The following is a 20,676-nucleotide window of genomic DNA, read 5'->3' on the forward strand; positions in this document are numbered from 1 at the left end:
AGGTCGCGGATTCCACCCTGCGATTGAGTTCGGGGCCCCTCGGATTTATTGAAGACGGGGCGAGCGTCGGGGGTTCTTCGGACCCGAGGCCGAACCGACGGGACACGATGCATTGGGCAGCAAATTCTCGTGGTAGACGTCCCGATCGATCGGGATTCCGGTGTCTCTGACCGGCCTGGTCGCCGGAGACGGCAGAGTTCGAGTCGGGTCCGGAAGCGACTGAGGATCGCCCTCACGGTCGACCGTCCGTGTGGCGGTGACTTGCGTGCTCGAGGGCGTCACCGCGGGGGACCTCTCTCCGGGCGCTCGAGGGTGTTCGCATCAGCCGGTTCGCTCCCTCACAGCCTGACCGATGGCATCGAGGCTCGTCAGGCGCATCTCCTGATACTCCCGGCAGGCGATGACGCCGGTGGCCCCGGCGTCGAAGGCCCGATGGACGGCGGTGATGAGCCCCTCCGGGTCGCTGTCGAAGAGGCGGCGCGGGGAGGGCGGATCGGGCATGTACATGGGAACGTCCATCGCGATGCCGGGGTAGACGGCGCATCGGCCGTCGGCGCCCTCGACGAATCGACTCGTCTCACGGCCGACGTAGTCGGGCGAGAAGCCGCGGTGAATCAGCTCCTCGAAGCGGGGCTCCCGCGACGGGTCGGTGCCGGTCAGTGCGTGGAAGAGGTCGAGTGCCCTGGGCCCCGAGAGCTCCGAAAGCAGGGCCTCCCGCTGCCGGTCGATGACCCAGAGCCGGGTGCGAGGCCCCATGATCTCGTGGTAGGTGACCGGCTTGAGGAAGTCGACGTCGGCGGCCATCCGGCCGATGTTGCAGGCGGCGCGGTGGAAGATGTCCCACGAGGTTTGCTGGTGGTCGATGTGCCGGCCGAAGGTCGCCCCCGGCCGAGCGGTCCTGACGGCGCGGCCGACGTGGGCAACGAACTCGTCGAAGGCGGTGGCCCACTCGCGTTCCCAGGCCAGCAGCTCGGGGTACTGGAAGAAGACTCCGAGTAGGGCGCTGATGACTCCCCCCGCGGGCCGATCGCCAGAGGCGGCGTTCGCTCGCCATGTCCCGAGCGCCCGGAAGGCGATGCGGGCTCGATCGACGTCGACGCCCGCGTCGGCCATCCGCGCCAGGCAGTGCTCGCAGAAGCACCAGGCGGGCTTGCCGTTCTGGACCACGTCGAGCAGCGGACCCGGCCGTTCGGCGCCGATCATGAAGCCATCGAGGTCGTTGTTGCCGACGACGTCGGCGGCGGCCCGGGCCCAGAACTCGCGGAAGTCCGGATTGTTCAGGCAGCCCTCATCGCTCGGGCGGCCGTCGAGGTCTACCTGGCGCACCGCATTCCAGCCGGGGATGCGGCCCTTCGTTTTCGAGCCGCTCGGGACGAGGATGCGGGCCATCCGCTTGATGCCCCGCCGGCGGCAGGGCTCGATGAGGTCGGCGAAGAGGTCGCGGCCAGCGTGCTCGGCCTCGGGAGGGTCGTCGGCGAAGCTGAGCGGAAGGCCGTCGTAGAGGCCGGGCGTGGGCCGGGCCCAGATGCGGCGGAACGTGCGTCCCCTCGGATCTCGGGGAGCGACGCCATGGTCGGGGGCCAACGTCTCGAGCGGCACGTCTGCCGCGGCGGCAAAGAGGTGGCTGTAGATGAGAAGCGTGTTGATCTCGGCCCGCTCGACGTTGTCGAGGACGCGGTCGATCCCCTCGTCATAGAAGCTGTGCGGCTGGACCTGGATGCCGACGAACGGCCGGTCTTCGGCCGAGCGTGCAGGTATCGCCGCCGCGGGGGACGCCGCGGCGGCGGCGCCACCCAGGAGGCCGAGGAAGCTGCGGCGGTCGATTGCCGGGCCGGGGTTGGGGGTCATCGCGAGCCTCCAACGGCCTTGTCCGACCGCAGGGTGACGAGAGGGACGGTTGCGCCCGGGCGGATGGGGCGGTCAGGTGAGCAATTCATCGAGCACCCCCGTGCTGTCGGCGAATCGGGGCACGTCCACGCCGCCGAGCTGCGCGAGGGTCAGCCAGAGATCGGCGAGCGGCCGATCGCCCTCGTAGTGGAGGTGCCTGCCGGGCGTGAGGGCACCGCCGGCTCGCCCGGCGAGGAGGACCTGGAGGTCGCGGTAGTTGTGCGAGTCGCCGTCGCTGATGCCACTGCCCATCGCCAGGACGCAGGAATCGAGCAGCGTCCCCTCCCCCTCAACGATGCGGCCGAGCCGGGAGACGATTGAGGCGAACTGATCGACGTGGAACCGGTCGATCTGCGCGAGCTTCGCCTTCGCCTCCTCGCCCTTGGTGTGGGTGAGGACGTGGTGGTTCTGAGGCGTGTCGAAGACGTCGTGGAACATCCGGGGAGAGTCCCATCGTTCCGGGTCGACGACCAGCGTGGCGACCCGGGTGCGGTCTTGCTGGAAGGCGAAGACGATCAGGTCGCCCATCAGGCGAAGGTACTCGCCCCGATGGTCGGGGATGCCGCTGGGCCGATCCAGGGGGGGCGGCCCGTCTCGGCGGTCGGATCGCTCAGCAAGCTGGATGCGACGCTCGGTGGCGCGGACGCTCGACAGGTATTCGTCGAGCTTGCGGCGGTCGTCGAGGCCGAGTCTCCGCCCGAGCGACTCGGCATCGTCGCGGATTGCGTCGAGGATGCTACCCCGGCTGGGATCGCCCGGACCCTGGCCGAAGAGGCGGTCGAAGACGGCGCGGGGGTCCTTCTCGACGTTGGCGGCATAGCCGGGCCCGTACCAGGAGATGCACTCGAAATACTTCGTCTCCTTGTTGTCGGCGAAGTCGTTGCAACTCAATTCCAGCGACGGGAGCGGTGTGTCACGGCCGATCGAGCGGGCGAGGAACTGATCGAGCGTCGTGTTGGTCGGGAAGCCGCCATCGAGGGTCTCGGCGGGCGGCGAGCTGGTCAGCCAGCAGGAGCCACACTGAGCGTGCACGCCGGTGCCCGGGACGAACGCGCGGTCGAGCCCCGTCACCAGCGTGACATGCGCGCGCACGGGTGCCAGCGGTTCGAGCGCCGAAGTCAGCTCCCAGCCCGTGCCGGTTCCTTTGGGGACGAACGTTGGCTGAGAATAGCCGTTCGGCGTGTAGAGGAATGCGAACCGAGCCGGGTGCGCCTGGGGCACGGCGGCCCGAGTCCGCCGCGGGGCCATCGCCTCCAGCCAGGGCAAGGCGACGGCCACGCCCAGCCCTCGCAACAGGGTGCGACGCGAGACGGGTCGGCTCAGGGCAAAGTTCATGGTTCCTCCGCTTGATCGAACCGAGTATTCCGCACATGTCGGAACGGGTACGACTTCACGATCTCGACGACAACCCGGCGCAACCGGGAGTCCTCCTCCGCGGCGGCCGCGACGATCTCCGCGACGGCCGGACGGTCATAGACCTCGAGCTCTCGGCCGATGGCATAGCTCAGCAGGTGCTCGACGAAGCCGCGGACGAGGGCCTCCCTGTCTTCCAGGAGTGCCTGCTTGAATCCGGCGGTTCCGTCGAAAGGCCGACCGTCCCAGGATCCGCTGGCGTCGACCGGCAGGCCGCCGTCGGTCTCTCGCCAGGCGCCGATCGGGTCGAAGGCCTCCAGCGCGAAGCCGGGCGGGTCGAGCCGATTGTGGCAGGAGAAGCAGGCCGGTTGGCTGCGGTGCTGCTCGAACCGTTGCCGGATGGTCTCCGGCTGCTCGGTCGCCGGTGCGTCCTCCTCGAGCGCGAAGGCGATCTTGGGCTCTGCAGGGGGGCGGTTCAGGATCGTCTCCAGCAGCCAGGCGCCGCGCTTCACTGGGCTGGTGCGTGTGGGCAGCGATGTGACGACCAGGGGACCGGCCATCGTCGGGTAGCCGCCTCGGGTCCGATCGGGCAGGCGGACCCGCCGCCAGGTCTTGTTCGGATCCCCCTGCTCGGGACGCTCGCGGTTCGACATTCCGTCGCCCTCCGCATCGCCGGGACTCACCGGGGATGAAGGCTCGTCGAGCCCATAAAGCGCCCGCAGCCGGCCGTTGACCCACGTGTAGTCGGCATCGACAAATTCGAGGATGCTCCGGTTTTCGACCAGGACCGTCTCGAACAGCAGGAGGGCCTCGATCAGCATCGCGCCGTGGAGCGTGTCCTTGCCCTGCGGGCCGGCGTAGAAGCGCTTGAACTGCTGCCGATCCGGCTTGGCGGTGTACAGGCCGTCGAGCCGCAGCCACTGGGTCGCGAACGACTCGCCCAGCTCGCGGATGCGAGGATCGTCGAGCATGCGGAGAGTCTGCGCTTCGAGCGTGTCGGGGTCGGTCAGCATGCCTCGATCGGCCAGCTCAAGCAGCAGATCGTCGGGGGTGGAGGCCCAGAGGAAGAAGGCGAGTCGAGACGCCAGCTCATGGTCGTCGAGCGGGCGGACCGCCGGACGATCGGGTTGCCACGGCTCGGCGAGGTAAAGGAAGCTCGGCGAGGCGAGCACCCCGGCCAAGACGGATCGCATTGCGGAGGGGAAATCGGCCCCGGCCACTGCGGCCTCGTCGAAGATTGCGAGGAAGCGCTCGATCTCGGCCGCGCGAACAGGCCTGCGAAAGGCCCTCGGTAAGAATTCTTCGAGCCGATCGCGGGCCTCCGATCGTTTCTCGGCCATCGGCGTTGGTTCGGCAGATGGTCGGGGATCGGCCTCGGGTTCGGGCTGACTGCCCACGGTGTGGGGAGGAGTTAGGAAGGCGATGTCGTCGAGGAGGACATAGTCGCCGGTGAAGCGCGTCCCGTCGACCGTCAAGGCCTCGATCGTCTCCCCCGGGGGGGCCTGAAAACTGAAGAAAGTATTGCCGCCGGGCCCCTCGGCAACCGTGTGTTCGAGCGTCGTGGAAGCGCCTCCGCGGACGTGGGCCGTGATCGCGACAACCCCGCCGGCGAGGGCCCGGCCGAGGACGACCACCCCCAGAGCCGTCGGCCCCTCGCTCGACGGCTCGTCCTGGACTTTGAACCGGATCGTGAACCGTTTCTCCCCCTTTGTGTGATTGGTCAGGAGCGTCGAGCCGGAGGACTCCTCGGCGGTCGTGAATGAGGCGAGCCAGAGGTCAGCGTCGCCGGTGAGCTGAAGAGACCTGCCTCCGTCGGGTCCGAACGCAACGGATAGGCCCGATCCCGTCGGCAGGACGAGGCTGGACGTCTCGGCATCGAAGACACCGCCGTGGGACGTCTCGAAGGCTGAGGCAATCTCCCGACGGAACTGCTCTTGCGGGATCGCGCTACCCTCGGCCTGGTGCCCGACGTTCCGGTGGGGCGCGAGGTCTCGGGCCGCGGTAACGACCGGAACTGCCTCCCTGTGCGGCAAGGAGGGGGCGTTGGGGTCGGCGACCAGGGCGCGAAACGCTGGGCTTTGTTCAGGCAGATTCGGGCTGTCGACGATCTGCCGGGCCAGGTTGACGTAGTTCTCCAGGAGCAGCGGCGAGACGTTCAAGGCGTCGCCACGGTTGCGGTAGCCATGCTCGGCGCGGTTGTCGGGAGGGAGGCCGGCGGAGGGAAGGAGGACCGGGTATTTTGCGCCGAACTCCCGGGTCGTCGTGAGGATCTGTTCCCCCATGCGGTGAGCGTCGGGTCGGAAGTAGCCCTTGTTCACCGGCAGCCGATCGGAAAACATGAAGACATCGGTCTGCAACCCGAACAGGTCGCGGATGGCGTTGTTGTACTCGAGGCGGGTCATGCGGCGGAGGACGGGTTTGCCTGGGTCTCGGGCACCGAGGCGCGGGTCGGGACGGGCGGCGATGTCCTCGATCCAGACCAGGAGCTGTGCCTGCTCCTCGTCGGTCGGCCGATCGGCACGGTCCGGAGGGGGCATCTGATCGGCCTCGACCTTGTGGAAGACCTGGCTCCAGATCGACCGGTCGCGGAGGACGTCGTCCTCGCTGCGGAAGCGGTCGAGATCGACCCCGGCGACGGCCCCCTCGCCGCCCGAGTGGCAGTCAAGGCAGTAGAGTTCGAGGAGGAAGCGGATGTCTTGCTCGAAGTCAGCAATGCGAGGAGGCTCTTGACCGTCGAAGGCTGCGGAGACCGGTGGAGCGGAGGGCATGCCGACCCCGGCAAGCAAGGCAATCTTTGCGAACCCCCGGATCCTCGTGACGGAGGCGATCCGACCTCGACCTCGACCGCGACTCGTCAGGTTCATCGCCCTTGGCTCCGCTTCGAGGACTCGTTCTGGAAATACGTCCGCACGAAGAACGCCTTCCACTCGCGGATGTGGTCGACGATCGCCTGCCGCGCCACGGCCTCGTCGCGGGCCTCGAGGGCTCTGAGGATCCGGAGGTGTTCGTCATGCGCGTGCTGAAGATCGGTCACGCAGGTGTGCTGACGGTTCAGGGCAAGGTGAAGCCGGCGATACCGGCCGATATCGCGCGCGAGCCGACGATTGCCGGAAGCGTCGGCGATCCGGGAGTGGAAGGAGTCGTCGTGCTCAGCCCAGCGCTGGACCCAACCTGGCTGCTCCCAGGAAGACGCAAGGTTGTCCAGCTCGGAACGGAACGTGAGCAGCGTGGGACGGTCGATGCGGGAGGCTGCGAGCGCCGCGGCCTCGCCCTCAAGCAATGCCCGCATGTCGAAGAGCTCGGCGACCTCCCGATCGTTCGCCGACGCAACGGTTGGCCTGTGATTGGCCCGCTGCGTCACCAGGCCATCGCCGATGAGCTGGAGGACGGCGTCGTGAACGGGCGTCCGGCTGATCGCGAACTGGCGAGCTAGGGCCTGGACCCCGATCGGGTCGCCCGGTGCCAGTTGCCCGGAGATGATCGCATTCAGGATCGCTTCGTAGGCCACCTCGGAGAGACGAGCCTCGCCGGGAACTCGTTGCAGCTTCAGGGACGTCGTCATCCGCGGGTGTCACTCGGAGGAGTTGAGGTTGCGCGACCCGCAGCACCACTGGCCGACTCCGCACCGGGGCCGGATCGTAGGCTCATGGTAGCAAAGTGCATTCACTTTGCAAGAGCCTGCATGTTGTCTTTGGGGAACATCATCACGCGTGACTGAACTGGACCTCAGCAACGCGTTAAAGACTGGGGGATCGAGCCGATCCTGAACGGGTCTTGCATCAAGGAGCAGAACCCCGGCCTGTTTGCTGCGGGAGCGCCGCATCAGGAGGCATGTTGTCACCGCTCGGCCCAATACCGGCATTGCGCGACAGTCGAACTTATGGCTCAATTCGAACGGAGCAATCGGGCCGCAAGACTCAACCCAGGCGGCACATGGTGCGTTGAAGGTGCTGGGACGTGATGGGCCAGCGCATGCAGAAAGGGGAATTGGAGACGTCCTGATTGCCTGGGAGCAGCATCAGGGCGACGATGACCGTAGCAGGACCGGAGAGCACAGAGGCTTGCTAAGAAACGACGACCTCGTCGATGAGTGCCGTGTTGTCTCCTCCGAGCCGGTTGGTGCCGATGATGAAGAGGAGTCGGGGCCTGGCGTCGGGGACGGTGAACGGGGCGCTGGTGAACCGGACGAAGCGGCCGTCGGCGGAAGGCGAGGGGGTGAAGGTGCCGATCAGTCTCCGGCCGAGGCGGACCTGCAGGGTCTGACGGTTCACGGTCCCGTTGTCGAGGAGGCGCTGCGCGACCAGGAAGCTGACGGTGTGCTCCCGATTCGGTTGGAGCCGCACCAGCTGCCGGAGGTGTCCCCGACCCCGGATGAAGGCGACCTGAGAGCCGGCCGGCGTCGGGTTATTCTTCGCCAGGGGGCTGCCCGACTGGGCGATGCCGGAGAGCCGGGCGAACGCCCAGGAGACTCCCGGTCCTCTGGGAGCGACGACGAAGTTGCGGCGGGTCGACCGGATGGGATGTTCGAAGCCATGGTTCCTGGCCGCCGAGGGCGGAGGGGGAATCACTCCCGCGTCGATCCGGACGGGGATCGGCGTCGAGACGCTGGGCATGTTCTGGCTCAGGACGATCTGCGGGAGGTCGCCCGAGACCGGGCCCTTGAAGATCAGCGTCGTGCCGGCCGGGATGAACCCCGGCGAGAGGATGGAGGCCCCGACCTGACCTGAGCCGGGGTTGTTGATCTGGTTGTAGAGCTTCAAGGCGTCGGGGCCGATGAAGGTCACCATGGAGGACCCGGCGTATGGGAAGCCGGGCGGGACGACGCTGATTGTTGCCATGGTTTCGAGCGCGCCCCAAGGGGTCGTCGGGAACCACTGATTCGGATTCCCGAGGCCGCCGGTTCCACCGAAGCCGATGTTCAGGTTGTTCGGGAAGTGGTTGCCCGTCCCGTCGGCCGCGAGCAGCGGACCGGTCGCTGTCGGGTTGGCCACGTCGTCGTCGACGGAGAAGCCATAGGCCGACATCCCCTGCACGACGTGAACGAACCAGACATACGGGTCGAGGTTGTACACGTTGAAGAGCTGGCCGCCCATCGGAGTGCTCGGCGCCGGGTACCACTTCGACTGGTCCTTGACTTCGTTGAAGTCGTAGACCCCGCGGAGGATCGATTTGACGATGTCCCGCGTCTCGCCCACGAGGGTCGGCCCCCAGGGCTCTTCGTAGCCGGGGAGCTTCGCCCAGAACTCAATGACTCGGGAGACCAGGTTCATCGCGTCGGGCAGGTATGGCGAAGGCGGCGGGTCGACCGACTGGGAGGCGATCGCCTGGTAGACCGATCCGGCGAAGAGCCGGGCCGTCTCGGCCTCATCGGGGCCAAAGGTCAGCGGAAACGTCTGGGTGTAGGCTGGGTCGTACGGGAACATCGTTGGCTTGCCGAAGGCATACGCTCCGGGTGTCGCCGCGTCGACGTCGAGGATCTGGCTGAGGTGGATTGTGGTGCCGTCGATGCTCAGGATCGTGGTTCCCACAGAAACCCCGGGGCCGGTGACGGTCATCCCGACGGCCAGGGGGACGGTCGGGGCGGTGGCGAGCTCGAGCCGGTTGGTGACGTAGGTGGTGGTATTGCCGCTGCCCGGGATCGGCAGGAAGACGGGCGTGGCCTGAAGCGAAAGGCCGGCGAAGTCCTGGTACTGCTGGACATAGTACTGCGCCCACGAGTACCAGAGGTTGGTGATCGCGGTGATCGCGTAGTCGGCCGGGGGGCGTGGGAAGACGTAGGAGATTGGCTGGCCGGTCGGAAGGCTCTTGCCCTCGTCCAGCGCCACGGTGACCTTCCCGCCCCCGATGGCGGCCGTCGCGGAGGCGCCCGTGCCGCCTCCGCCGACGAGGCTGACCGTCGGCGGAGCGGTATAGCCGCTGCCGAAGCTGGTCAGGCCAATGCCCGTGATCACGCCATCATCGCTGACGAAGGCCACCGCCTTGGCACCCTGGCCAGCGCCGCCGGAGAGGACCACCTGAGGCGGATCGGCTTTGCTGTAGCCGCTGCCGCCATTGGTGACGGTGATGGCCTGGACCGAGTCGGTGGCGTCGTAGCTCAGGACCTTTCCCAGCACCTCCGTCGATGGCGCGATGGTCAGATTGACCGTCTCTCCGGCGGAGAGCATCGCGCGTATCGTCTGGACGAAGGCTGCCCGCTCATCGGGGGCCAGGACCAGCGGCAGGACCGTGGCCTGCGGGTCGGTCAGAATGACGCCGCCAGCCCTCGCGGCGATCGGTCCGGTCCCATTGCTCGTCAGCATCCAGCGGTTCGGGTCAAAGCTCGAGGGATGGACGATCTGGCCCTGCTTCGACAGCGGGCTGTCGTCGAACAGGTTCGCACCCGACGGGATGACCGTGTCCCCCCCGGGCGGGGCGAAATAGGACGGCCAGCCGGGTCGGTCCGGGCCGAAGTAGGCCCCGATGCTGGCCGCCCCTCGGTTGGCGACAAAGTCTTCGATGGCGGCCTGGAACGAGGTGGTGTCGCGGTTGGTCGCCAGCCAGCCGAAGTCCTGGAGACCGAAATACTTCGGCGGGGTCTTGGGGTCCTGGGTGTTTCCGAAGGTGATGGGGACGTCTCCGGCGGCCATCGAGACTGGATACACCATGTTATTTACATACGAGACGTCGTAGTTGAGCAGCGGGAAGGTCTGGTTCGGGTCGGTGATGAACTGGGTGAGGTAGGGATCTCGGAAGGTGATTTCGGTGAGCTGAGCGGGGGCGTCGTCGGGCACCGTTTTGGGCGGGCCGTTGAAGAAGTAGAACATGACCAGCGCGTCCTGGCCTTCCGGGAAGCCGGAGCTGTCCTGGACCCAAACGCTGCCGCTGACCGGCACGGCCCCGGCGACCGCGATCTGCGCCGTCGCCTCGTAATTGAACAGGTTTGGTGAGTCGGAGGTGAGGTATTCGCCGGCAGTGGCCAGGTAGAGATTGTTCCCGTCCCAAAGGACCAGCGGCACCTGGAGGGTGATCGACGCTCCGGCTGGCAGCCCCAGATATTGCGAGCCGTCCTGGTCGGCATAGCCGACGTACTGGCGGAACTCGCGGTCGGTGAGGTCCTGAGGGTCGTAGAACGACCCCTCGCTGGAGTTGGGATCCTTGCCGAAGTTACCGCCCCGGAGGAAGGGGTAGATCATCTCGGCCGAGTTGTTCTTGATCGTGATCGTCTTGGCGGCACCGGCCGCCTGTGGGGAGGGGACGCCGACCTTGCCCGAGGGATTCAGCGGCATCGTCTCGCCGTTCCAGAAGATCGTCGAGAGCGGCACGCGAGGATTCGAGGCGGGGATCGGCACGCCGTCGCTCAGCACGATGCGTTCTTCCAGCATCTGGCACCGAGGTTCAAATGAGCGGCGGCGTCGAAGACGGGAGGAGCGAGAGTTTCGCCGGGTCTGGGATTCACTGCGATCGGGGACCATGGAGTCAGCCCTTCGAGATGCCGCGGGATGTTGAACCGGCAAGGTGCTGCTGCCGAACGCGGCATTGAAGGCGGACGGCACGGAGTTCTTCGGGCGAGGACGTCCGCGTCCCTTCTCCGAATCCACTTTCCAGCGATAATGAACGTTGCACGATTCTTTCTGATTTTCAATAGATATCTCAATTTCAGTGATCAATTCGATCCGTCGTTTCGCCCGGATTGACTTTTTAGGTTGGGACGTTCTTGTCCGAGAAGGGCAGGTTCAAGCCTGTCTAGAGGGACCGAATGCGTTCCGAATCGCGACCGGGTTCGGCCAGGTATGTCTGGACGACCCGGTCGAGGTAACGAATGTGCCGGGGGACGAAGTTGGCCATCCGACCGTGTTTCAGGTGGTCCCAGATCCGCTCGACCGGGTGGAGGTCCGAGGGGTAGCGGGGGGAGGGTCTGCGTCAGGTGATCCGACTGTCCCAGTTGCTGTTGAAGTCCGCGAGGATGTCGAGATCCAGTCCATACGGCGTCAGCTCGCGTTTGAACTTATCCTTGCCGGAACCCCCGTAAAGGTGGTCGATGGAGCCGTCGAGGCCGCCGTGGAGGTAGTCGTCGCCGGCTTCCCCGTAGAGAACGTCGATCCCGGTCTGGCCGTAGAGGTGATCATTGCCGCTGCCGCCGTAGAGGTGATCATTGCCGCTGCCGCCGTAAAGGAGATCGTGGTCGGCTCCGCCCCAGAGTTTGTCTGCCCCCGAGCCGCCGTGCAGGTCGTCATTCCCGTTGCCCCCCTCGAGCCAGTCGTTGCCGCCGTCGCCGAAGAGGTCGTCGTGTCCGTCCTCGCCGTAGAGGTTGTCGTTCCCGGCGCCTCCTTTCAGGGTGTCGTTTGAGGGGCCACCTTCGAGGCGGTCATTCCCGTCGTTACCGTAGAGGTGATCACTCCCGCCACCCCCTCGGAGCGTGTCCTGGCCGGCATCGCCGTGGATCAGGTCATTGCCGCCCTCTCCCCAGATCACGTCGTCACCGTCGCCGCCGTAAATCGTGTCGTTGCCGTGGTCGATGGGATTTGATTGCGAGTCCGAGCCGACGTCACCCGCGAGGAAGTCGAGGCCGCCGTGGCCCTCGATGTGGTCGTCCCCCACGCCGCCGACGATGATGTCGTTGCCGCCGCCGCCGATGAGCGTGTCGTTGCCTGATCCCCCGGACAGGGTCACACGCGAGACGCCGGATCGATCGAAGGTGTTGTAGGTCGGGAAGGCGATCGAAAAGTGTTGCTGAGCAAGGTTATTCTTGGCCCGAAACAGATCATCTCCGGCGTATCCCTCGAAGCTGAGGTTGACGGCGACCAGCTGTCCGCTGGCCATTTTCATCCCGGGCAGTTCCAGAGTGTGCTCCTGGCCGGTACCGTCGGTCATCGAGATCCGCAGGTTCGTCTTGCGGGAGAAGCCGTTGCGGTCGTACTCCTCTATGAGGATCGATTCTACCAGGACGGTGTCGTTCCCCTCGGACCCCTCGATCCGGACGTCGCCGTTCGCTTCCTGGAAGATCCCGGTCAGGAGATCCCGGCGTTCCAGGCTTTCCATCCCCACCCGGGGCTTGCGGAGAGGGCGACGGGCTCGCGACGTGTTTGTCTTGCGGGAGTGGAAGAGTCGGCGGGCGAGCTGACGCATAGCAATCTCCTCGACGATGGGTGTGGCCGTTGATGATCTTCCTCGCGACGGCCGCCCTTATCTCTGCGTCTGCCCTAGCGACCCGACAGGTCTGTCGATTTTTTAGGTCCCACTCGAGCCGTCGTGGAAGCGGGTCAGGCCGCGTGCTGTAATAGACCCGGTCTTCAGAGCGGCCTACGCGGGCCGATCCTCGGCGCCATCCCTCGAACCGGGAGACGACCATGGAACCGACGCATTCGAGCATGGGCTCCGTCACCCGATGGATCGGCGATCTGAAGGAGGGTGACTCCGAGGCGGCGTCGCAGCTCTGGAGGCGCTACTTCGCCAGCCTGGTCACTTTGGCTCGCAAGCGGATGGAGGGGCGCCGCCGCTCCGCCGCTTCGGACGAGGAAGACGCCGCTCTGTCCGCCTTCCACAGTCTCTGCCGCGGTGCCGCCCAGGGCCACTTCGACCAGCTGTCCGACCGTGACGACCTCTGGCGTCTCCTGGTCGTCCTTACAACCCGCAAGGCCCTCGACCAGCAGAATCGTGAGCGCCGCCTGAAGCGAGGCGGCGGCCGGGTCTTGCACGAGGCGGAACTCGGTAAGGGTATGGACGATCCGGGCCTCGCGATCGGGCTCGATCGGATCGTCGGTAGCGAACCGACGCCCGAATTCGCCGCGCTGGTCGCCGAGGAGTACGCCCGCCGTCTCGATGCGCTCGATGCCCCGCTACGCGAGATTGCGCTCTGGCGTCTGGAGGGCTACGGCAACGACGAGATCGCGGTCCGGCTCGGCTGCTCGACGCGGACGGTCGAACGCAAGCTCGATCTGATCCGCCGAACCTGGAAGGAGGACTTTACTTGATGAGCCGGGAACCGGAAGAGGACTCGTTGCCGCTGGACGACGCCCGGCGCATCGACGAGTTGTGTGACCGCTTCGAGGCCGAGTGGTCCGCCGGCCGGTCGCCTCGGATTGAGGAACTCTCGGCGAGCGCGGGCGGCAGCTTCCGTGAAGCGCTGCTGCGAGAGCTCATTGCGCTCGAGGTGCATCTCCGCCGTGGTCGCGGTGAGTCGCCGTCCGAAGCGGACTATCATCGCCGCTTCCCCGACCTCGCCCCGCAGGTCATCGAGGCCTTTGCATCCTCTCCGGGAGAGGACACGCATCGCGATGTGCCCGGATTTCCAGAGATGGGGGACGGGGCCGAACCCCCCTGGAACGAACCTCCAGCGTCGAGCCGGTATCGCATCCTCCGGCTGCACGCTCGCGGCGGCCTTGGCCAGGTGTCGCTGGCCATCGATCGCGAGCTCGATCGGGAGGTGGCCCTCAAGGAGATCCAACTCGACCGCGCGGATGACCCCATGAGCCGGGAGCGCTTCGTCCGCGAGGCCGTGCTGACTGCGAGGCTGGACCATCCCGGCGTCGTGCCGGTCTATTCCCTGGGGCGATACCGGAGCGGACGCCCGTTCTACGCGATGCGGTTCATCCAGGGGGAGACGCTAAAGGAGGCGATTTCCCGGTTCCATGAGACGCGCCCGCCGGGTCGACGCGGTCGGACCCGATCGGACGGCTCGGGCAGCGAGGCCCGGACACCGATGTCGACGAGGAGGACCGCGTATTTTGCCGAGGAGCCGTCGCTTTCGGGCGATGCCCCGTTTCCGTCGGAGAACCGGAAGGCGGACGAGGAGGGGCATACCGAGGAACCTCGTGAGCTGGCGTTCCGTCGACTGCTCCGACACTTCGTCGCCGTCTGCAACGCTGTCGCCTATGCTCACAGCCGTCGTGTGATCCATCGCGATCTCAAGCCGGCCAACATCCTGCTCGGCCCGTTCGGCGAGACCTTGATTGTGGATTGGGGGCTTGCAAAGCCGCTTGACGCATCGCTCGAAGAGGCGAGGGGAATCGATGCCGCGGCCACTTCCCCGAGCGACGTCGGGACGCTGCCCGACTCGCTGATCGGGACCCCCGGATTCATGAGCCCGGAGCAGGCTTCAGGAGACCGCGGGCGGCTTGGCCCGGCGAGCGACGTGTACAGCCTCGGCGCCATCCTCTGTACGATTCTGACAGGCCGGCCGCCGGTCGACGTCTCGACGGCTCGGACGGCCATCGACCAGACCATCAACGGCCAGATCAGTACGCCTAGTGCAATCGATCCCGCGACCCCGAAAGCCCTTGATGCGATTGCGCGGAGGGCACTTGCGTCCCGACCCGAGGATCGCTATCCCACGGCTGCGGCCCTGGCCGACGACGTGGAACGATGGCTGGCCGACGAGCCGGTGCTCGCCCATGAGGAGCCGATCCTCGCCCGGGGAAGCCGATGGATGCGACGCCACAGAACCCTTGCCAGCACAGGAACCGTCGCCGTACTGGCCACCCTGGTCGGCCTCGCTCTGATCGTCGCTGTCCAGAACGAGGCCAATGATCGGATCCGAGCGTCGCTCGACGCCGAGCGCAACGCTCGACGTCTGGCCGATCAGCAGTCCGCGCTCGCGCTCGACGCGATCCGCTCGTATTACACGGGTGTCGGCGAGGAAGTCATCCTGTCTCACCCGGAATTCGACGACCTACGACGCCGGCTCCTCGAGTCCCCTCGAAGACTGTTCGCGACGCTCTCTGCGAACCTTGAGGCCACCAGTTTCCCGACCCTGGAGGATCGGTTCCGACTGGCCAGGGCGCGACTCGATCTCGCGCGTCTCAACGACCTGGCCGGTTCGGTCGGTGAGGCCCTTGGGGCCGCGGTCGAGGCCCGGGTGCAGCTGGAACGGCTGGAGGCAGAATATCCCCAACTTCCTGCGCTCGGCGACACGCTGGCCGAGTCGGCCGAGCTTCAGGCCAGGTTGCTCTATCGGCAAGGCCACTCGGAGGAGGGGGCGGAACCGGCACGACTGGCCCTCGATCTGCGTCGCCGCTCCCTGGAACGCGATCCGGCCGACCCGGACCTGCGTCACCGTCTCGCCCGCTCTCATTGGGCCTATGCCGAGCTACTTCGCAGCCAGGGGCAGACCGGTGGCTTGAAACTTCTTGAGGACGGACTCGAACTTGCGGGGCCACTCGTCAAGGAGCAACCCGGTGTCGCCGCCTTCCGGAACACGTTGGCCGACCTGCACCTTTCGCTTGGCAACCTGCAGGGGACACGAGGCCAGAGACCCGACGCGATCATGAACCTTGAGATCGCGGTCGATCAGTTTCGCCAGCTTGTCGGCCGGTGGCCGGACGATACCCATTCCTGGAATCTCGCCCGCGGCCTCAGCGACCTCGCGCTCAATCGGCTCCGCGTGGCGGTCCCTCGCCTGAACCCGGGTCGGCCGCTCGACGCGTCGCAGTCCGGCGAGGTCGAGCGAGCGGTTGCGCTCTGGCGCGAGGCCGAGACGATCCTGGATCGCCTCGTCCGGACGAGCCCCAATCGCACGGACTATCAGGGCCGCCTCTCGGACCTTTACGGCAATCTGGGCGTGGCCCTGGGCCTCCTCGGTCGAGCGGAGGAACTCGAGGCAATGGCACCGAGGACGCTGGCGATCGCGGAGCGCCTGGCGGGTCGCTACCCGGATGATCTCAAGTATCCGTTCGACCTCGCGGTCACGTTAACCAACCTTGCGGTGGGCGAGGCCCGGCGCAATCGGCCGGAAGCGGCGCTGACGCACTTTGAGCGATCCCGGGCGGTGATTGGTCCTCTTGTGGAGCGACACCCCGACAACCCCACGTTCCGCCTGTTCGCGGCGACGAATGACCTGAATCGGGCTGGGCCTCTCCAGGAGCTGGGTCGTGACTCGGAGTCGTTGGCCTCGCTCAAGGAAGCGGAGCGGACCCTGGTCCCGCTCTCTCGCTCGGCCCCCGACGACCCGCGGGTCCGCAACACACTCTCGACGATCTACGAGTCGCAAACGCGGCATCACCTCCGGCTCGGTCAGGCCGACCAGGCCACGACATCCATCTTCGAACGACGAGACCTCTGGCGTGGAACTGACTCGAATCGACTCTATGAGGTCGCCGTCGATTTCGCGAGGTGCGCCTCACAGGTCGATTCCTCGGCGGATGACGCGGGCCATCCCCTCGACGGGCGGGCTCGTCACATTGCGGACGAGGCGATCGAGTCGCTTCGACTCGCCCTCGATGCCGGATATACCGACCTCGGCCAACTCCGATCCGATCCCAGACTCGCGATCTTGCGCTCCGATCCGAGCTTTCTGAAGCTCTTTGACCGTGCGTTTCCGCTCAACCCCTTCGTTTCCGGATCAGACATCCGATAGGAGCAAAGCGAGGCTCGGCGAAGGAAGCTCTGCGGCGCGCGATTGCCGTGTTGGATTATCGCGAGCCCCGACACCCTTTTCCGGACTCGAGGTCGCCTTTTCAAGAGCGATCATCACGGGTACCGATCGAACTCGTGGGCACTTCTGCGTAAGCTTCAATAGCCAGGGCGTTTTTCCTAGAACGGTTTTCGATGGAGCGAAGCGGCTCGCCGGGAACTGGGGGACAGGCACCTCGAAGACTCGGAGCCAGTCCCCATTTCCCTGACCTTTCACAGGCAAACGAATAACGCTTTAATGACTGCGATCGCGTCTTGCTTCTTCCTCGGTGTCGCTGCGGCCAATTGGCGGAGCGCAGAGCTGTCTGCGAGAGTCAGAGGAGGCACAGCCTTCGACGGCCAAAGTCCACGCCCCAAGCAGTTCGAGGAGGCTCCGCCAACCGAGCTCGGCGAGGATGGTACTGAGGCTCTCGATGAGCAGCGGAAGGATGTCATCGGCCAGCACGCGGAGGACGATGGAGTCGTGGGGCTGGAACGAGAGAGTCGGGCGACGATCACGGCGATAGAGCTCTGAATGATTGAAGTGATCATGCCTGTCGACCTTGAAGGCAAGCCTCGGCCCGTCAGCGAGCAGGTCGACCTCCATGACGAATTAGCGGCCCCGGGGGAACTGCAGGGGATGGTCTAGCCAGAATCCCCCGGCGGTCTTAGGGAGCGGTTCGAGCCGATTGAACAGGAATCGCTCGGCGGTGCTGCGGGAGACGTCGTTCTTGGTTGCGGGGGTGGTAGGTACGTCAGCGTCGCGGAACAGCTCGACGAGCTGGGGAAGGGTGGCACCGGCGAGTCGATCCGCCGCCGACTGCTCCAGAACTGCAATGTCCATACGTTTCTCCGCCTGGCCACGGGCTTCTTCTACGCCCAGGGGGTCAAGGGGAACGTTTTCTTCTTCGATCGTGAGCGGACTCGACCAAACCCCTATACGCAGACCGTCTGGGTCTCCGACCTGCGGACAATCTTGCACTTCACCCTCAAACCAAATGCCTCAAGCGCCCCGATCTCGACGAGTTCGTCTCGTGCGATCGCTTCGAGAACCGCCACGACCGCAGGCCCATCGAGAGGTGGGGATTCGGTGGTCGATCAGTCAATTTCGGCCGACTCAATGACTCTCATCGCTTTCCACTTCCCCGATCGAAACCGAAGCGAGAAGCAGACTGCCATCGCCAGAATGTACGCCGTCGCGAAGGCCCACGCCCATTCGATTGCTCCGCTGGACCGGACAAGCAGGTAGGTCGGCACGACCATGATCGGCCAGGCCAGCAGGAACGTTACGATCGAGACGAATCGTGTGTCTCCGGCCCCGCGGAGGGCGAAGCCGAATGTCATGTTTGCACCGTCGGCCAGCGAATAGGCCGCCGCCATCGCCAGCAAGGCCGGCACCAGCTCGGCCACGGCAGCGAAGTGCTCCGGGTCGCCCTGGCCCTCGAAGACCGAGACCATCACGCCGGGAATCGCCAGGTAGGCAACTGCGACCAGTCCCATGTAGCCGACCACCCATCGTAGCCCCGTGTAGGCCGATCGCTCGGCCAGGTCGGGCTGCTCGCCCCCCAGGCGCTGGCCGACGAGGATCGAGACGGCCTGGACCATACCCAGCATCGGCAGGAAGGCCACCATGTTCAGACGGACGGTCAACGCCGTGGCCCCGGCCTGGGCCTCGCCGAGCCGACCGACGAGCTGTACGAAGACGTGAAAGACCAGGACGTCGGAGAAGACCTGAGAGCCGGCCGGAAGGCCGTAGCGCAGGAGCCTCCCGAAGAGCTCACGCTCTGGGCGCCAGCCGGCCAGGGTGCGGAACTCGCGCGCGAAGCGGGGCCGAAGGAAGAGAACGAGCGCAACCGTGGCGGAGACCCATGAGCCGGATACGGTGGACCAGCCGGCCCCGGCAATGCCCCACTCGGGGAAGCCAAGGCGGCCGGAAATTAGGACAAGCCCCCCGGAGATGTTCACGGCGGTGCCAACGACCTCGATGCCCAGCACCGTCCATGTCTGGCCTCTGCCGGAGAAGAAGCCGTTGATGGCGGACATGAAAAGCATGGGCAGGGCGGCGAAGCTCAGGCAGCGAAGATAGGTGACTTCCAGTCCTTGTAAGGCCGAAGTGTGCCCACCCAGGGCGATCAGCGACGGGGCGGCCGGGACCATAAGCAGGAAGACCAGCCCGGCCGCTACAGCGAAATGGATACCCTGCCAGACGGCCGGGCCGACGCGATGATGCCGGCCGGCACCCGTGTACTGGGCGACGAAGGTGGCGACATAGGCGGCGGTGGCCTGGAGCAGGCCGAAGGGGAGCCAGAACCACATCATGGCCGGGAAGGAGGCGGCCATTTCCAAGGGGTCGTGCCAGGCGAGCAGCAGGGTATCGGCGAAGACCTGAGCGGTCATGAAGCTCTGGCTCACGACCAAGGGCAAGGCAAGGGTCAGGAGTTCACGGCTTCCCCCCGGCCTTGATCGGCCGCGACATGCCTCCTCAGGGGCTGAGGTGGTGGCATTGGCACTCTCTCGAATCACAGTCTCTCGACTCATCGGCTGGTCTCTCGCCGGGCGAGGGAGGTTGCCGGGTCGTCCGGCACTCCGGATGGAGGCACAGAGTCGTCGAGAGGTTCGGGGTGTCGCCGAAGTTCTCAATCCCAGGCGGCGGCGCATCTGACCGAAGAACGTCAATATGCCCCCGCTGAACTCCAACTTCAAGGGGCCCCGATCCCTGGTCCCGAAGCCTCCGGTCGGTGGCCGATGAGGCTAACGGCACGCGGTGCTGGGAAGGTGTCAATGGTGTAATCGAGTGAAACCGCGGGGGCTCAAAGTTGTCGAAATCGCTGCGATTTTTCGTATGCGGATGCAATCGCTTACAAATTCGGTTGAACGGTTCAACTTGATCCGAGGCCCGACTCAATGATGAACTCCGCCGTCCCCGATCGGCCCGGTCGCCGGCCGGAAATGGAGGCGACGGGTTTGGGAGAGGAGACAGGGTTGATCAGGGAGTGGTTGGGCGGACTCCAAGGAGCCGGGAAATGCGTCCGTCCTCTCCCACGGCCCAGACCAGGTTGAGACCGGCAGCGTCGACTGCGTGGAACCCGGTGTTGCCAAGGGGTGTCCAGGTTTCGCCTTGATCGAGGGAGTGATCCGATCCGCTCGGGCCAACGGTGATCAGGGATGGGTGTTCGGTTCCTGGAATGACGACCACGGCAGAGCGATAGCCGCCGGGCTCAGCTCCCCGGGGCAATCGCCAGGAGCGGCCACCGTCGGAGGTCAGGGCGACACTCTGGCCGGGTTGGTCGGGTTGTTCAAAATCGCCGCCGAGGGCAACCCCGTGATCGGTGTCACGGAAGGACAGTGAGAAGACACCTGCAGAGGGGGAGTCGGCGCGGATTGGGGTTTGATGAACAGTCCAGGTTTGTCCCCGATCGGAGGAACGGAAGACGCGTCCGCGGCTGGTGCCGAACCAGGCATGATCAGGTCCGAGAACGACGAGGCAGGTACCGCTTGCCGCGAAGGCTCCTTCGCCCGGAAGGGCTTCGGGCATTCCGATGCTGTCAATGCGAGACCAGCTTGAGCCGCCGTCGTTGGTTGTGAGGATCACGAAGCGACCGCCGACCGGATCTCCAAGGACGAGGCCGTGGTCTGCGTCCCAGAAGGCCAGGGCATCGAAGAAACCATCGTGATCCGGGTTGATGAAGGAACGGTTCCAGGAGGTGCCGCCGTCGGTGGTCTTGACGATCTGGGATGATGCCCCCAGGCCGATGGCAAGGGCGTAGGCCCGGTTCGCGTCGAAGGCCTGGATGTCACGGAAATCCAGAAGATCGGCATCGGGAACGGTCTTGCGCTCCCAGGTGTTTCCGCCATCGACGGTGCGGAGGATGGTGCCTCCGGCGCCGCTGGCCCAGGCAATCTGATCGGTCACGACACTGATCCCGCGAAGCCGGTGGGTTGTGCCGGATTCCTGAGCGATCCAGGGGTCCGAGGGTGATTCTGGGAAAAGGAGGCAGACGAGGAACAGGATCGTGATGCACATGAGGGGAGACCTTGGCGGCTTCTCAGTGGCGATGGTCGATGCTGAAC

General features: G+C 65.9%; 12 protein-coding genes and 1 pseudogene. 3 read left to right on the forward strand and 10 right to left on the reverse strand.

Translation table 11 applies throughout. The features are described 5' to 3' along the window. Positions 1–321 precede the first annotated feature (321 nt). From HG800_RS14505 to HG800_RS14530, 6 genes are all read right to left on the reverse strand, one after another. Positions 322–1,848: a hypothetical protein gene (locus HG800_RS14505; RefSeq protein WP_169977348.1), complete on the reverse strand. Its 1,527-nt coding sequence runs from the start codon at positions 1,846–1,848 to the stop codon at positions 322–324. A 72-nt stretch (positions 1,849–1,920) separates the two neighbouring features. Further along, positions 1,921–3,222, reverse strand: coding sequence for a DUF1552 domain-containing protein (locus HG800_RS14510; protein WP_169977349.1), 1,302 nt, complete (start codon positions 3,220–3,222; stop codon positions 1,921–1,923). Beyond that, positions 3,219–6,104 (reverse strand): DUF1592 domain-containing protein, encoded by a 2,886-nt coding sequence (locus HG800_RS14515; RefSeq protein WP_169977350.1) that lies wholly within the window; start codon positions 6,102–6,104, stop codon positions 3,219–3,221. The genes HG800_RS14510 and HG800_RS14515 overlap by 4 nt, the downstream gene beginning before the upstream one ends. Continuing rightward, positions 6,101–6,802, reverse strand: a complete 702-nt coding sequence (locus tag HG800_RS14520; protein WP_169977351.1) for a GntR family transcriptional regulator — start codon at positions 6,800–6,802, stop codon at positions 6,101–6,103. The genes HG800_RS14515 and HG800_RS14520 overlap by 4 nt, the downstream gene beginning before the upstream one ends. Positions 6,803–7,304: 502 nt before the next feature. Further along, positions 7,305–10,601 (reverse strand): hypothetical protein, encoded by a 3,297-nt coding sequence (locus HG800_RS14525; RefSeq protein WP_169977352.1) that lies wholly within the window; start codon positions 10,599–10,601, stop codon positions 7,305–7,307. Positions 10,602–11,139: 538 nt separating this feature from the next. Beyond that, a complete protein-coding gene (locus HG800_RS14530; protein WP_169977353.1) occupies positions 11,140–12,345 on the reverse strand; it encodes a calcium-binding protein in 1,206 nt (401 codons plus the stop codon). Between the two features lie 221 nt (positions 12,346–12,566). On the opposite strand from HG800_RS14530, the gene HG800_RS14535 reads away from it, so the two are divergent. Beyond that, positions 12,567–13,190, forward strand: a complete 624-nt coding sequence (locus tag HG800_RS14535) for an ECF-type sigma factor (protein ID WP_235963693.1) — start codon at positions 12,567–12,569, stop codon at positions 13,188–13,190. Next, positions 13,190–16,570 (forward strand): protein kinase domain-containing protein, encoded by a 3,381-nt coding sequence (locus HG800_RS14540; RefSeq protein WP_169977354.1) that lies wholly within the window; start codon positions 13,190–13,192, stop codon positions 16,568–16,570. Before HG800_RS14535 ends, HG800_RS14540 begins: the two co-directional genes overlap by 1 nt. A gap of 291 nt (positions 16,571–16,861) precedes the next feature. Here the strand turns inward: HG800_RS14540 and HG800_RS14545 are convergent, their stop codons facing one another. Then, positions 16,862–17,212 carry a hypothetical protein gene (locus HG800_RS14545; protein WP_169977355.1) on the reverse strand — a complete coding sequence of 117 codons (351 nt, stop codon included), beginning with the start codon at positions 17,210–17,212 and terminating at the stop codon, positions 16,862–16,864. A gap of 6 nt (positions 17,213–17,218) precedes the next feature. Then, entirely contained in the window at positions 17,219–17,449 is a 231-nt protein-coding gene (locus HG800_RS26950; RefSeq protein ID WP_206352271.1) for a hypothetical protein, read from the reverse strand. Between HG800_RS26950 and HG800_RS28430 the strand changes: the two are divergent. Next, positions 17,426–17,521: pseudogene (locus HG800_RS28430) on the forward strand (hypothetical protein); the annotation flags it as partial. The gene HG800_RS26950 and the pseudogene HG800_RS28430 overlap by 24 nt on opposite strands. Before the next feature lie 182 nt (positions 17,522–17,703). Here HG800_RS28430 and HG800_RS14555 read toward each other — a convergent pair. Further along, positions 17,704–19,143 carry an MATE family efflux transporter gene (locus HG800_RS14555; protein WP_169977356.1) on the reverse strand — a complete coding sequence of 480 codons (1,440 nt, stop codon included), beginning with the start codon at positions 19,141–19,143 and terminating at the stop codon, positions 17,704–17,706. A 448-nt stretch (positions 19,144–19,591) separates the two neighbouring features. Beyond that, the gene (locus HG800_RS14560) at positions 19,592–20,629 is read right to left on the reverse strand and encodes a WD40/YVTN/BNR-like repeat-containing protein (RefSeq protein WP_169977357.1); all 1,038 of its coding nucleotides are present in this window, start codon (positions 20,627–20,629) and stop codon (positions 19,592–19,594) included. Positions 20,630–20,676: the final 47 nt, after the last annotated feature.

This window comes from Tautonia rosea, assembly GCF_012958305.1.
In the GTDB taxonomy this organism is placed as follows: Bacteria; Planctomycetota; Planctomycetia; order Isosphaerales; family Isosphaeraceae; genus Tautonia; species Tautonia rosea.

Coding starts and splice junctions, on each gene's coding strand:
- HG800_RS14505 (WP_169977348.1), bottom strand. CDS start 1,848: ATGACCCCCAACCCCGGCCCGGCAATCGACCGCCGCAGCTTCCTCGGC.
- HG800_RS14510 (WP_169977349.1), bottom strand. CDS start 3,222: ATGAACTTTGCCCTGAGCCGACCCGTCTCGCGTCGCACCCTGTTGCGA.
- HG800_RS14515 (WP_169977350.1), bottom strand. CDS start 6,104: ATGAACCTGACGAGTCGCGGTCGAGGTCGAGGTCGGATCGCCTCCGTC.
- HG800_RS14520 (WP_169977351.1), bottom strand. CDS start 6,802: ATGACGACGTCCCTGAAGCTGCAACGAGTTCCCGGCGAGGCTCGTCTC.
- HG800_RS14525 (WP_169977352.1), bottom strand. CDS start 10,601: ATGCTGGAAGAACGCATCGTGCTGAGCGACGGCGTGCCGATCCCCGCC.
- HG800_RS14530 (WP_169977353.1), bottom strand. CDS start 12,345: ATGCGTCAGCTCGCCCGCCGACTCTTCCACTCCCGCAAGACAAACACG.
- HG800_RS14535 (WP_235963693.1), top strand. CDS start 12,567: ATGGAACCGACGCATTCGAGCATGGGCTCCGTCACCCGATGGATCGGC.
- HG800_RS14540 (WP_169977354.1), top strand. CDS start 13,190: ATGAGCCGGGAACCGGAAGAGGACTCGTTGCCGCTGGACGACGCCCGG.
- HG800_RS14545 (WP_169977355.1), bottom strand. CDS start 17,212: ATGGAGGTCGACCTGCTCGCTGACGGGCCGAGGCTTGCCTTCAAGGTC.
- HG800_RS26950 (WP_206352271.1), bottom strand. CDS start 17,449: ATGGACATTGCAGTTCTGGAGCAGTCGGCGGCGGATCGACTCGCCGGT.
- HG800_RS14555 (WP_169977356.1), bottom strand. CDS start 19,143: ATGAGTCGAGAGACTGTGATTCGAGAGAGTGCCAATGCCACCACCTCA.
- HG800_RS14560 (WP_169977357.1), bottom strand. CDS start 20,629: ATGTGCATCACGATCCTGTTCCTCGTCTGCCTCCTTTTCCCAGAATCA.